This is a genomic window from Vibrio vulnificus NBRC 15645 = ATCC 27562 (assembly GCF_002224265.1).
GTDB classification, from domain to species: domain Bacteria; phylum Pseudomonadota; class Gammaproteobacteria; order Enterobacterales; family Vibrionaceae; genus Vibrio; species Vibrio vulnificus.
The window spans coordinates 1,347,222-1,359,902 of record NZ_CP012882.1 but is presented as its reverse complement, the minus strand read 5'-3'; the positions used below and the strand labels follow the sequence as shown (position 1 = coordinate 1,359,902).

The window sequence follows — 12,681 nt, the reverse complement described above, 5'->3', positions numbered from 1 at the left end:
TGGTTTAAGTGTGGAGCAATCAAGTTATATGGCTTCCAATAAAATGCCCAGTGTTACAGGTAACACTGGGCATGATTCGAACATTGAAATTTATGATTTACTTGCTGGCATCTAAAAACGCTGCGTCGACGGCTAGCGAACCGTCACTGTTGCCTTTGGTGAGGGTAAACTGAACGATTTGAGAACTCATTTGACCGTGAGCTGCAGCTTCGTCAGCCGATCCGGGTGCAATCACCGTAGAGTGGGCTGCGTTAGAAGACTCATCAAAGTAGGAAGCAAGACGAATACCAGATGCATCAGTCGCCGTATTTGCTAATCCTAGTTTCTTAAACAATGGCTCTGTCCCTGCTGTCGGAATTTTCGACACTTTATTGGGAATGGTTGCATCGCCATTGGATTGAATGCCCAACAAAGAACCGCTCACTTGAGAAGCCATATTGAATGGGTCAACGTTGTCCAACACGGTCTGCGCTGCGTAAGTAAACGAGGTCAATGTACTGTCAATTTTACTTTTCATTTCGGCATCCGCAGCGTTATAGAAGTTGTTGAAACATGTGCCTGGTTTGTCTTTGGTCGGACATGTATTCGCGTAGTAATCTAAGTAACTTGGAATTGCCGCCGCAGTGATGCTGTGCTTGATGATGGGTGAAAATGACCCAGACTCAAACAAAAATGGTGCAATACCGCCGCCTGGATTGGCTAATGTTGCTGTTTTGTAAGCAAACATCGGATCAATCGTAGGGTTGACTGAGGTATTCGCAACAGCGTAGCTACTGATACCAGTAATGCCACCGATAGAATGACCAATCAGAGAGACATCCGCCTGATTAACTGTCTGGAAAGCAACTTCTGTTGGATTTACGTAATTGAGTGCGTATCGCAGCCCTAAACCATCAATTGCGCCTTGACGAATGTTGTCTCTTGCCACTGGCAAGTATTCAAGATTCATAAAGACAGTCGGTGTGTTGGGCGTCGTGACGGTCCCATCAGACAAAGCACGTTGACCATGCAATGGCTGATCGATAGCGATTAATGCATACGGGGTTTTACCCGTTTGAATAGCGGTACTGATGTGGCTCAGTGCTAATGCATAAGCGCTTTCCTTTAGGTTGGTAATTCCATGCTGATATTGCAGTAGTGGTACATTATCTGCGCCAGCACCTTTAGGAACAAACATGATGAAAGGCACTTCTTTGACTGCACGGATCTGTGGTACTGCACTGTATCTGGTCATAATTCGATCGGCGTCAAGCTGAGTACCATCGGCCAATGTCAGTTTCGCCCCCACAAGCAGTGCTTGGTGCGGCGCGGAGTAGAGCTGAGCTGGCAGATCCGTAAAGCCTAAATCGACTAACTGCTGGCTGATTGCAGCCTTATCTGCGTCTGAGCCAGAACTCAAGGTCTTTAGAATCTTAAACACACTTGGCATACCGCTGCGCCAAGGAAGCGTCTTCCATTCTTTACCTTCGACTTGATCACTCAGGAAGTAGGGCAGCTTGACTGTACCACGAAAAACTTGAATGGAATCGAGTGTTGGTGCCGCTGTTAGCGTATCGTAACTGGTTTTTAACGTATTTGCTTGATCGTCACCAAATGCCGCTTTGAAGAGTGGATCATTAGTGACTGCTGTGCCGAAATCGGCACCGGCATCGTCTGCGTCAATGCTGTAAAGCGAGTTGAGCTCGTCAACTGAGAGGTTGTTTGGGTTCGCGGTTCCTTTCCAAACACCAGCAGGCTTAACAGCAGGATCTATTGAGGCTGCTATCGCTGCTTTTGTTCCTTGCATTACATTGCCTGCTGACGCAGTCGTAAACCAAGAAGAGTAAACAATTTCGTCTTTGCTGGTGACTTGTGCATTATCTTCGAAGGTTTTTTCAATATTCCAGATAATTTTTTGCGGCGTCGCCAATACACCAGGCTGAGCAGTCGAACTCTTCAAGCTGGCGTATGAGCTGGATGTACCGAGCGGATTGTTGTTGCTGTCTTTGATCGACTCGGTCAGCGCATAGATATAGTTTGATGCAGGATCCAGACCTTTGAGAGGAAGAACGTTAATGCTCTTCAGATCGGTTGTGACCGCAAGAAAATCAACACCTGGGGTTAGGGCAGTAAAATTGGTCATTGCTCCAGTCGCAAGATCAACATCAACCTTAGCCACACGAATACCAGCATTTAGGTTTTGGCTATATGGGGAGCCATCTATCATAACGATATCATTCGCCAACGTCACACCTTCAGCAAAGTTGAGGGTGATGCTGAATGGCATAATGGTACTCCAACCGTCCGATTCTCCCATCGCAACTTGAGGGTTATCCAATCCCTTAGAAGCCCCAGCACTAATTGGGATATTCAAGGTGTGATCATTGGTATCAAACAGCAAAAATGACGGTAGCGGTACCGCCGCAGACGTGCCTTTCAAGGCGAATTTAATTGACGCATCGCGCCCCAACAATTCTTGAACGCTTGGTTCAAAAGTCACTGAACCTGTCGTGCCTGAGCTTTCTGTGTTGTCACCACAACCCGCAAGTAGGATTGCTGAACATAGTAGCGATAATTTAAAGGTATGTTTCATCGTTATACTCCATCAATCCTAATTACTTAAAGGTGTAGTTCATTTGAATCGCGCTGATGTAAGCCGTGCCTTCTGCTTCGAATTCAAGCACTTCATCTGCTGCGTTGGTTTCTTTGAATGAACCAGAACGGCTCTTAACCAGTGCAAAGCCCGCGTCGATCGTCATGTTGTCGCTCATCAAGTAAGTTAAGCCTGCGCTGTACCAGAAACGGTCGCTGTCAGGAATGCTGAGGGTTGCTTCACCGGCTTGTTCATCAAATGCTAAGCCTGCGCGAAGAGTCCAGCTTTCGTTCATTTGATAGGTTGCACCAAGTGAATAACGATTGTTGTTTTCGTAATGCTCTGGTTTATAGAAACATTGACCAGCGGTACCATCGTTACACTGTGGAGACGTTGCCTTTAGCTCGGTGAATGTGCTCCATTCGGTTTGTTGCCAACCGGCGTGCATCGCCCATTGTTCGTTAAATTCATGGTATGCCGAGACTTCAATGATGGAAGGTAGGCTGATCTGTAGACGGCCATCGACTTTAGGGGCTGTGGCGATGCCTGAGTCGTAGCTGCTGAACTCACCATCATCGAAATCCAGATCGACTTTAGAACGATAACCCAAACCAAAGCGTGTTTTTTCACTGAGTTCGTAGAGTGCGCCAACGTTCCAGCCGTAACCAAAGGTCGTGCCAGTCATCCCGATCAGGTTTTCTGATTTATCGGTCGATCCAAACAGAGGCGCGAGAGAACCCTTGTGACGAGTCAACTCTGCGTGCGCATAAACAAAATTCACACCAGCGCCTACGCTCAACGCTTCATTAACGCGATAGGCGATATTGGGGTTGATCCCCACTGAAACCAATGCGGTATCACCAGCCATGTCGCCAGCCGAAATGTCGTCTGGGTAGTCAGTTGCCACACCGTAGTTGGTAAACATACCAATACCCCATGCCCACTTCTCATTGATAGGGCTGATGTAATAGGCCGCTGGAACAAGTTGCAAAGGCGCAACGTCATCAGATTGTTCACCATTCGTTTTGTCGTAGACATTGACCTCTGGATCAACGATAGACAGGGCACCAGAAAACTGTGCGTTTTCAAATAGTGTCATCGCGGCTGGGTTTCTCGCCAGTACCGAAGCGTTGTCAGCAACAGCCCCTTCACCGGAAAACGCTCGACCAAGACCAGACGCTGAATGTTCCGCAACTTGGAAACCAGCGGCGTTGGCATGGCAGGCAAACAATATCGATATCGTCAGCAGAGAGCAGTTCTTCTTGTTCATCCTTGACCCTCCTAGGGTGTGTGATTGTGGACAGATGTCCTTGTAATTGTTGTTTGTTATGCAACTCGACTTATTGAGTTGAGTATTAATTCTATTATGTAACATGGATGTTAATTTAATGTAAGCGAAAGTGTCAAAGTTAGTGTGCTTTTTAAACAGTAAATTTGATGCATAGATCAAGTCTGTATCTGTAAGGCGATGTATTATGGAGATATTTTTTCAATGAATGGTTTGACCAGAAACATTTTGATTATTTTATGGGGAAATTGCGTGCTATCTGTTCAAATTGTGCGCTGTTCAGAAGCAGGGCGCTTTTAACCCCCATTGTGCACAGGCATAATGGGGCCTTTGTCTATTTGGATAGCCGAGTAAACGTTGGAACTATTAAATATCGAATTTCTTGGGCGCTCGTTGAGACTTGAAGGCTCAATGGCAGGTTGGCAGCAGCTTTTTTGGGACAACACTCTGGTTTCTCAGCGTGATGCTACGCGCGGACAACAAGGGGAGTTTGTTCATGAGTTTCACCTTATGGTGGGCGAAGAGACGCTAAACTGTCAGCTCAAAGGTCATTTAACGTGGCAACCATTCCAATTGGACTACCAATGCGGTGTCAATGATCAGCTTGTGGCGCAGGGGAGTCGAAACGAAAAAGACATCGAGCAGCAAGTGCCCGTGCAACCGCGTCAAGAAGAGCGCCGTTTTAGCCTGATTGGCTTAATTTCTCTGGGCATGAAAGCACTTAAAAGTGCCAAGATCATCAAAGTTGCCCTTGCTTCAATGAGTTTGGCTGCTTATTCATGGCTGTTTTCATTTCAGTTTGCGCTGGCGTTGATTGCTTGTTTGGTGATTCACGAATATGGTCATGTTCGTGCAATGAAGTACTTTGGCATGCAAACCAAAGGGTTTTACCTAATTCCGTTTTTTGGCGGTATGGCGCTCAGCGATGATAAGATCAATACCCGTTGGCAGGATGTCGTAATTTCCATTATGGGGCCGTTCTTTGGTCTGATTCTCAGCGTAATTCTGGTGGTGACCTATTGGCTGACGGGCGAGGCTTTTTTCGCAGCGCTAGCGGTGTTTAACGCCTTATTAAACTTGTTTAACTTACTGCCCATTCTCCCATTAGATGGTGGGCATATTCTCAAAAGCATCACGTTTTCGATGAACAGTTGGGTGGGGCTCGTTGGCGGCGTACTCACCGCGGCTGCGGGTGTGTATCTTTCCTATGCATTAGGTTTAACTCTGTTTGGTTTTCTGCTCATTATGGGGATGTTAGAGATTGTGATGGAATGGCGTGGCCGACATCATAGCCATCTTCTTCCTCTGACGCGTTATGGTCAGTGCTTTGCGTTTGCTTGGTATCTTATGTCTGTGGCGGGTTTTGTTTCGATCATCTGGTATTTTGCGGCAACGGGCGATGATTTGATGCGTTTACCGCTATTGATTCTGGGCTCCTAGCCAATCCCTTGCCTCTAGAAAAAGTGTCGTATTTCCAATAATAAAGAGCTCCTTCACGGAGCTCTTTATGTTTAAGCTTTACAGCTCGGAGATTTACCTTGGTAAACGGGCAATTTACTGGCTCTGTCCTGCAAATCTTTGATGCGCGTACTGTGGGATGGGTGAGTTGAAAGTAGCTCGGGAGGTTGGTTTCCGCCTGAGGCTTTCGCCATGTTTTTCCACAGTTCCACACTCTGTTTTGGATCGAATCCTGCTTTTGCCATGTATTCTAGGCCGACAATATCGGCTTCGGATTCTTGGGTGCGGCCGTAAGGTAAAATTACCCCATATTGCACACCAACCCCCAGAGCCGCCATGGTAATTTGTTGATACTGCTTATACTCAGACGCACCGATGGCAACGTTGGCCAACTGCAATCCGGCATTGGCAAGCTGACTTTGAGAGAGACGTTCATTGCTGTGTTCTGCGAGCACGTGTGCCACTTCATGGCCAATGACCGTCGCCAGTTGGTCTTGGTTAACCGCAACATTCAACAAGCCAGTATAAACGCCAATTTTTCCCCCTGGCAGGGCAAAAGCGTTCACTTGGTCACTATCAAATACCACCACTTCCCACTCTTTGAAACCGGGCTGAGGGGGAATGGTGTCGGTAATCGCTTTCGCAACACACTGAACATATTGATTGGTCGCTTTGTTTTGGCTGATCGGAATCTCTTTTTTCATCTGCTCAAAAGAGTTCGCACCGAGCGTGGACATCTCACTATCTGAAAACATCAGCAGTTGATTACGCCCAGTAGGGGAAGAAGTGCAAGCAGTAAGCCCAGCAACGGCGATGAGTGCAGAAGCTTTCAACCACGATGACATAACAATCTCCATATCGATAATTTTGGGTATATACTAGCGCCAATTGTAACGAAAATCTGGCAAAAGAATGAGCATTTGGAAAAAACCGATCGATTTAGCGACCCTAAACGCAACCTCAAAAAATACGCTTATTGAACACTTACAAATCGAATACACCGGGTTTACCGAAAACTCTCTGACTGCAACCATGCCGGTTTGCAGTTTTACTCATCAACCACTCGGGATGTTACATGGTGGCGCATCGGTGGTGCTTGCTGAAACACTCGGCTCTTTAGCGGCCAATTTTTGCGTGGCTGCCGGTTCTTATTGTGTTGGGCTCGATATTAATGCCAACCATATTCGCCCGATGCGCAGCGGTTATGTGATTGGCACGGCGACACCAATCCATCTCGGTGTATCAACGCAAGTGTGGCAAATCACCATTACAGATGAACGTGAGAGATTGGTCTGCACCAGCCGTTTGACCATTGCTGTAAAACAGCACAAAGAGCGTGGTGTTTAACATGGTGATCGAATTTAGCCACGGTAAAATCATCGTCACGCCACATGAAGTCGTAGTGAGGTTGCAAGGTAGTCACAGTGTCACTTTAAACACTCAGGTCGATGCTGTTCAACTCATTGGTCGTGGCGCCAATGTTTTGGTGGCGAACGGTGCGGAGTGCAAATGGTCAATCAAGTTAGATTCTGAATCTCAACTCATTGAAATTTCGCAGCAATTAGGCGTTGCAATCGATGCGTGAAAATCGTTTGCACTGTTAAGCAAAAATAAGGAAACTTAGGGCTACCGAATTCAACGACGAAATTTCCCATTTTATGAGTAGCCCGCGTCTAAGAGTCCAATTTGAAACGCTTTTCCAACACTTCGACGGTAAAAACAGTGATGTTCAGCTTGAAGACATCACTGAAATTCTGTTCTGCACCCGTCGCAACGCTCGCATCGTTCTAAACAAACTTGAAGAAGAAGGCTGGATTGAGTGGCATCCCGCCGCGGGGCGCGGCAAGCTCTCCCAGCTTATTTTCAAGCGCAGCAAAGCAGACGTGAGTGAAAACCTTGCCAAGCGCTATTTGGAAGAAGGGAAAATTGGTCAAGCGCTCGAAGTATTAGACAGTGACGCGGCAAAACTCACGCAGGTGATCCAAGGCTATCTTGGTTTGCAGCACCGAGAAGGGGAACAGGTGGTTCGTTTACCTTATTATCGACCACTCTCTATGCTCAATCCGCATTTACAGATGCGCAGAACGGAAATTCACATTGCGCGGCAAATCTTTAGTGGCTTAACCAAGCTCGATGATAACGACGTTTTGCAACCTGATCTGGCACATACATGGGAAATGCGCAGTGCCAAACACTGGCGTTTTTACCTGCGACCAGGTGTTCGCTTTCACAATGGTGAGCTACTGACTACCGACATGGTGATCGAAAGCTTGCTAGAGCTGCGCAGACTCAATCTTTTTTCTCATCTTCAATCTGTGACCACACCCAGCCCATGGGTGGTGGATATTCACCTGTTTAAAGACGATTTTCATCTGCCTTTGGCACTGAGTGAGTCTCAAGCCAAAATACTGCTGCCCGAAAGGCTGCGCAGTGAGGATTACCACATTCGCCCAGTCGGAACGGGCCCCTATATGGTTCAATCGAACGACGATAAAAGGCTAATTCTTCGCGCATTTGACGGCTATTTTGGCTTTCGTCCGCTACTGGACCAAGTGGAAGTGTGGGTGATTGACGAAGCGTACTCGTCGATGGTCTACCCAAGCTTAAGCAAACCCATCATGGACGCTTCCTCGTTATCTGATGAAGTGGAACTCGACCCAGGTTGTACTTTTCTGTTGCTTAATAAACGTTGTGGTGTGGCAAAAGATCCTCGCTGGGCGGAATTTTTAGCTTCCGTTCTCAACGGTTATCAGCTGTTTAGCTACGTTCCTCAAGAGAAAGTGATCGAACTCGGATTGCTGCAAGCGTTTGGCATCAAACCCGGCTGGATCGATCTTTACCCGAAACCCAATATGGAGCCCCCGACAGAACTAGCAAGAATTTCAGTGGCGTATCAAGCTCAGCACCCGATGTTTCCCGTGATCGCGAAAACCATTAAGACCATTCTCAAGCGCTACCACATTGATGTGGAGTTCGTGAAATATGATGCGTCTTTGCAAGAACCTGAGAGTGTGGATGTTTGGATCAAAGCCATGGGCATTGCGACGAATCGGGATGACGCACTGGCGGGTTGGTTATTGGATTACAGCAATATTGAGTCGATGAGCACGGATGGTGACTTTGCTCGCTGGAGTCAACTCGTAGACCTGTGGCGAGAAGGAGGCTGCGAAGAGTTTCCCGCGCGTGAAATCGGTCGACAATTAGTGCGCAGTTGCCAAGTTATCCCGATGTTCCATTGTTGGTTAGGGGTCAACAAAGACCACAGTGGTGCGCTGCAAAACGCAAAATGCAATGCGCTAGGCTGGTTTGACTTCAGCCAAGTGTGGGTGAAACCGGAATTAGATAACTGATGGCCAAGCCAAACAAAAAAGCCCCCGAACGAACGGTTGAGATTATTTGCAGCAAATGTCGCGCCTTACTGTTTAAATATCGAAAAGGAGGAAAGGGCGCTTTAGTGAAATGCTTTAAAGAGCGTGTCGTCGACAATTACTGTGAAAAAGCATGCCATTGCCCCAACTGTGATAGTGAGTTTGCGCGTGATAGCCTCATCAGAGGAACCCCCGCTTATAAAATTATTGGTGGGAAAGCCAAGCTGAAATAGAGTAAAAATAAGGGAAACCAGGTGGTTTCCCTTTTTGATTCTTTATTTAAGTTTAAATGCGTAACACTGATACGGCTTTAGTGACAATGTCACACCGAGTATGTCCAACAAATCGTAGTTATAAATCAGGCAGTTAACTTCTTTGTTTTGCAGGTTATCCGGCAACTCCAATGAAACCTCTTGATCGCTAAAGTTGTTGATGACCAGCAGTTGCTCATCTTGATGTGAGCGGACATAAGCAAACACACTATCGTGCTCTGCAAACAGTGGGGTGAAATCGCCATAGACGATCGCTGGGTGCTGTTTGCGCAGTTCAATCAGCTTTTGGTAGTGATAGAAAATGGAATCTGAATCTGCCAATGCTTGTTCCACGTTGATCTCTGGATAATTCGGATTCACTTCAATCCAAGGTTCTGCCTGACTAAATCCACCATTTGGGGATGCGGACCACTGCATTGGGGTGCGAGCATTGTCACGGCTGTTCTCATGTATCGCGTCCATCATATGTTGATGTGACACCCCTGATTCTGTTTTTACTTTGTAGAAGTTCAGCGTTTCAATGTCTTTGTATTGATCTAACGACTCAAACGCGACATTAGTCATACCGATCTCTTCACCTTGGTAGATGTAAGGCGTGCCTTTGAGGAAATGCAACGCCGTTGCCAGCATTTTCGCTGATTCAACACGATAGCGTTTGTCATCACCATATTTCGAGACCACACGAGGTAAATCATGGTTGTTCCAAAACAAGGAGTTCCAACCTTGGTTCGATAACTCGGTTTGCCACTTGGTCAGTACGTGTTTGAATTGTTTGAGATCAAGTGGAATAGGGTTCCATTTGTCACCGTGTTGCCAAGTGAGCGTGATGTGCTCAAATTGGAACACCATAGAGAGTTCATTACGCTCAGGATCGCTATACAATTTTGCAATTTCTGGGGTTGCTCCCCATGTCTCACCAACGGTCAGCAGATCTTTGTCGCCAAACGTCGCTCTGTTCATTTCCTGCAGTAGTGGATGCAGTCTTGGACCATTGCCAGTAATGCCTTTGTCGATCTCTTTGCCAATCAAGTCAATCACGTCGAGCCTAAATCCACCGATACCTTGGTCAATCCACCAGTTCATCATCTTGTGTACTTCATGCTGGACTTTAGGATTCTCCCAATTGAGATCCGGCTGTCGCTTAGAAAACAAGTGGAAGTAATACTGTTGTGTGGCTTCATCCCATTGCCAAGCACTGCCACCAAAAATCGAGCCTTGGTCATCGGGCACACTGCCATCAGGTTTCGCATCGCGCCAAATATAGTAGTCACGATAAGGGTTGTCTTTTGATTTCCGTGCTTCTACAAACCAAGGGTGTTCATCTGAGGTATGGTTGACAACCAGATCCATTACGACGCGGATATCACGCGCTTTTGCTTGAGCAAGTAAGTTTTGCATATCGGCCATGGTGCCAAATTCCGCAGCGATATCTTGATAATCAGAAATGTCGTAGCCGTTGTCGTCCATAGGCGACTTATACACTGGTGAGAGCCAAAGCACGTTCACACCAAGTGTTTTCAGGTAATCGAGTTTGCCGATAATGCCATTTAAATCGCCGATGCCGTCGTTGTTTGAATCGCAAAAACTACGCGGGTAGATTTGATAGACGACCGCATCGTGCCACCATTTGTTTTCCATTCGCTAAAACCTCTTTAAGCTTTTTGTTAGCATCAATGTAGTCTTTCTGAGTTCACAATAAAAATAGATTACATTTGGTTTGATATAGATTTTTTTTATATCATTAGCAACGCATGCTGTGCTAAGTTCAATTGAGGATAAATTAGTCAGCAGAAATGTGATCTTTACCGTTTAACGCCGTGCGCTCCGATGATGTGTGCTGTGCGAGAGATGAACCATGAACAAAAACTATCGTTATTTCTTAACCGTCGCTCATGAACTGAATATCAAACAAGCGGCGGAAAAACTGCATATTAGCCAACCAACGCTGACCGCCGCCATCAAAAAGCTCGAGAGTGATATTGGTGTCTCACTATTTCATCGCCGCTCCAAAGGTGTCGAGTTGACAGAATATGGCCGGATGTTTAAATCCTATGCCCAAGAGCAGCAAGAAAAACATGCTCAGTTGATGCACCGTTTTACCGATATGCAGCAACGTCATTTTGGTAAATTAAAAGTTGGTACTGGTGAGGCTTGGTGGGAGCTATTTGTCAAACAGAGTGTAGAAAGCTACCAAGAACGTATTCCCAATACCTCGTTACACCTCGAATTTGGCAACAACTTGTCGCTTATGCATCATCTGATTCAAGGGGAGTTGGATCTTTTTGTTGGCCATGAAGTCCAAGGCCTCCACGATCGTTGTAAGGTACATTTCATCCCATTATTTCAAGACAACGAGGCTTACTTTGTGCGCCGTGAGCACCCGTTACTGAAAATTCGCTCGAAAGAGAGTGAAAAGCGCCTAGAACAACAGAAAGGCTACCCGCTGCTGCGAGTCACGCCCGATCATGCTCGTCACCGTTCAGTTCTTGCTGACCACATGACATCGCCGTTTGAACTGTCAGCATCCAGGCTAGAAGACAGAGCAATCTATGATGTTGACTCATTGTTCGCAAGTTTAGACCTATTAAAGTGCAGCGATGCGATCATGCCCTATAGTGATCGTATGTGCGAATGGATGGCCGCAAAGGAAATCGAAACGTTGGTGATCAATCGCCAGCAACTCGGTAATGTCGGAATCTATACCGCAAAAGGGGAGCTTGATGAAAAAACAACGCAGTTTATCCAGTTATTGAGAGAGCATTATGAGTGATTCAAACCATGACTTTTGTGTGGTGTTGACCACCACCAATGATGATGAGAACAAACACGCCATCATTAAGGCGCTATTGAGCAAACAACTTGCGGCATGTATTCAAGAAATACCGATGACTAGCCATTATGTTTGGCAAGAAGAGGTTTGCCACGACAGTGAAACGCTGCTGGTGATAAAAAGCAAAAAATCGCTTTATACGCTGGTGGAAGAATCGATACGTGAGTTGCACAACTACGAAGTGCCGCAAATTGTACAACTCGACATTGCTGCGGGCTTTCAGCCCTATTTAAGCTGGATTGCGGCCAACACCTTGGAGACGCAAAAGCATTAATGAGGTAAGCGCTCCCAAGGTGTCACACAGCATGTCTTTCTGTGCGTCCCAGATATCACCTTGAGAGCCGAGAAAAGCGATGCCTTCGTCACCACCGGCGAGGGCGGCATACCACCATTCAATAATTTCATAGGCAGCGGCTAAGCTCATAATCGCAAACAGGGCAAATAAAGAAGCAAAGGTGAACGACTGTTTATGCTGTTTTACTAAGTACTCTGCAATGGGATAAGCGTAAAGACCGATAGAAAAGTGGGCCAAACGATCATAGTTGTTTCTTTCCGAGCCAATCAGCTGGTTGAACCAATCAAATGGCACTTCGGCGAAGGTGTATTTTGCGCCAATGGTGTGTAGACAAAGCCACACAAACATCAGTAGATACGCGGTACGACTAAAGGTAAAGCGTCGACTGAGCCAAATGATCGTCGCAAGAATGGCAACGGCTGGAATGATTTCAGCAATCCACACGGCGTGAGAGGTCGGCGATACCGCAGAGAAAACGAAGATGACAGCATAGCCGAGCGTCAAGAGCAGCAGAGGATTTTGTTTTGTCATTAAGTTTTCTTTCTTCATCGTGATTCTATTCCCTTAGTTTTCGCATCAATCGCGTGAAATGATGACA

12 protein-coding genes are annotated in these 12,681 nt (G+C 46.5%); 7 read left to right on the top strand and 5 right to left on the bottom strand.

Going from position 1 to position 12,681, the window contains the following annotated elements; genetic code table 11:
* Positions 1 to 97 precede the first annotated feature (97 nt).
* On the bottom strand, positions 98 to 2,572 hold the full coding sequence (locus AOT11_RS21580) for a VolA/Pla-1 family phospholipase (RefSeq protein ID WP_017422862.1): 2,475 nt from the start codon (positions 2,570 to 2,572) through the stop codon (positions 98 to 100).
* 22 nt (positions 2,573 to 2,594) lie between these two features.
* On the bottom strand, positions 2,595 to 3,842 hold the full coding sequence (locus AOT11_RS21575) for a porin (protein WP_011081219.1): 1,248 nt from the start codon (positions 3,840 to 3,842) through the stop codon (positions 2,595 to 2,597).
* Between the two features lie 375 nt (positions 3,843 to 4,217).
* On the opposite strand from AOT11_RS21575, the gene AOT11_RS21570 reads away from it, so the two are divergent.
* Positions 4,218 to 5,300, top strand: coding sequence for a site-2 protease family protein (locus tag AOT11_RS21570; RefSeq protein ID WP_017422861.1), 1,083 nt, complete (start codon positions 4,218 to 4,220; stop codon positions 5,298 to 5,300).
* Between the two features lie 71 nt (positions 5,301 to 5,371).
* On the opposite strand, the gene AOT11_RS21565 is transcribed toward AOT11_RS21570, so the two are convergent.
* Positions 5,372 to 6,163, bottom strand: coding sequence for a M48 family metallopeptidase (locus AOT11_RS21565; RefSeq protein WP_026050847.1), 792 nt, complete (start codon positions 6,161 to 6,163; stop codon positions 5,372 to 5,374).
* Between the two features lie 67 nt (positions 6,164 to 6,230).
* Between AOT11_RS21565 and AOT11_RS21560 the strand changes: the two genes are divergently transcribed.
* The 4 genes from AOT11_RS21560 (at position 6,231) to AOT11_RS21545 (ending at position 8,919) form a co-directional block, all read left to right on the top strand.
* On the top strand, positions 6,231 to 6,665 hold the full coding sequence (locus AOT11_RS21560) for a hotdog fold thioesterase (protein ID WP_011081222.1): 435 nt from the start codon (positions 6,231 to 6,233) through the stop codon (positions 6,663 to 6,665).
* A gap of 1 nt (position 6,666) precedes the next feature.
* Positions 6,667 to 6,903 carry a DUF3389 domain-containing protein gene (locus AOT11_RS21555; protein WP_026050846.1) on the top strand — a complete coding sequence of 79 codons (237 nt, stop codon included), beginning with the start codon at positions 6,667 to 6,669 and terminating at the stop codon, positions 6,901 to 6,903.
* Between the two features lie 73 nt (positions 6,904 to 6,976).
* Positions 6,977 to 8,668 (top strand): SgrR family transcriptional regulator, encoded by a 1,692-nt coding sequence (locus tag AOT11_RS21550; RefSeq protein ID WP_017422858.1) that lies wholly within the window; start codon positions 6,977 to 6,979, stop codon positions 8,666 to 8,668.
* Positions 8,668 to 8,919: a hypothetical protein gene (locus tag AOT11_RS21545; protein ID WP_017422857.1), complete on the top strand. Its 252-nt coding sequence runs from the start codon at positions 8,668 to 8,670 to the stop codon at positions 8,917 to 8,919. The genes AOT11_RS21550 and AOT11_RS21545 overlap by 1 nt, the downstream gene beginning before the upstream one ends.
* Before the next feature lie 42 nt (positions 8,920 to 8,961).
* Here the strand turns inward: AOT11_RS21545 and AOT11_RS21540 are convergent, their stop codons facing one another.
* The gene (locus AOT11_RS21540; protein ID WP_017422856.1) at positions 8,962 to 10,596 is read right to left on the bottom strand and encodes a glycoside hydrolase family 13 protein; all 1,635 of its coding nucleotides are present in this window, start codon (positions 10,594 to 10,596) and stop codon (positions 8,962 to 8,964) included.
* A 217-nt stretch (positions 10,597 to 10,813) separates the two neighbouring features.
* Here AOT11_RS21540 and AOT11_RS21535 point away from each other — a divergent pair, with 217 nt between their 5' ends.
* Both AOT11_RS21535 and cutA read left to right on the top strand, forming a co-directional pair.
* The gene (locus AOT11_RS21535; RefSeq protein ID WP_017422855.1) at positions 10,814 to 11,728 is read left to right on the top strand and encodes a LysR family transcriptional regulator; all 915 of its coding nucleotides are present in this window, start codon (positions 10,814 to 10,816) and stop codon (positions 11,726 to 11,728) included.
* Complete coding sequence (cutA, locus tag AOT11_RS21530) at positions 11,721 to 12,062, top strand: divalent-cation tolerance protein CutA (RefSeq protein WP_011152092.1); 342 nt, start codon at positions 11,721 to 11,723, stop codon at positions 12,060 to 12,062. The genes AOT11_RS21535 and cutA overlap by 8 nt, the downstream gene beginning before the upstream one ends.
* Here cutA and AOT11_RS21525 read toward each other — a convergent pair.
* Entirely contained in the window at positions 12,018 to 12,632 is a 615-nt protein-coding gene (locus tag AOT11_RS21525; RefSeq protein WP_011152093.1) for a DUF2238 domain-containing protein, read from the bottom strand. The two genes, cutA and AOT11_RS21525, sit on opposite strands and share 45 nt — an antisense overlap.
* Positions 12,633 to 12,681: the final 49 nt, after the last annotated feature.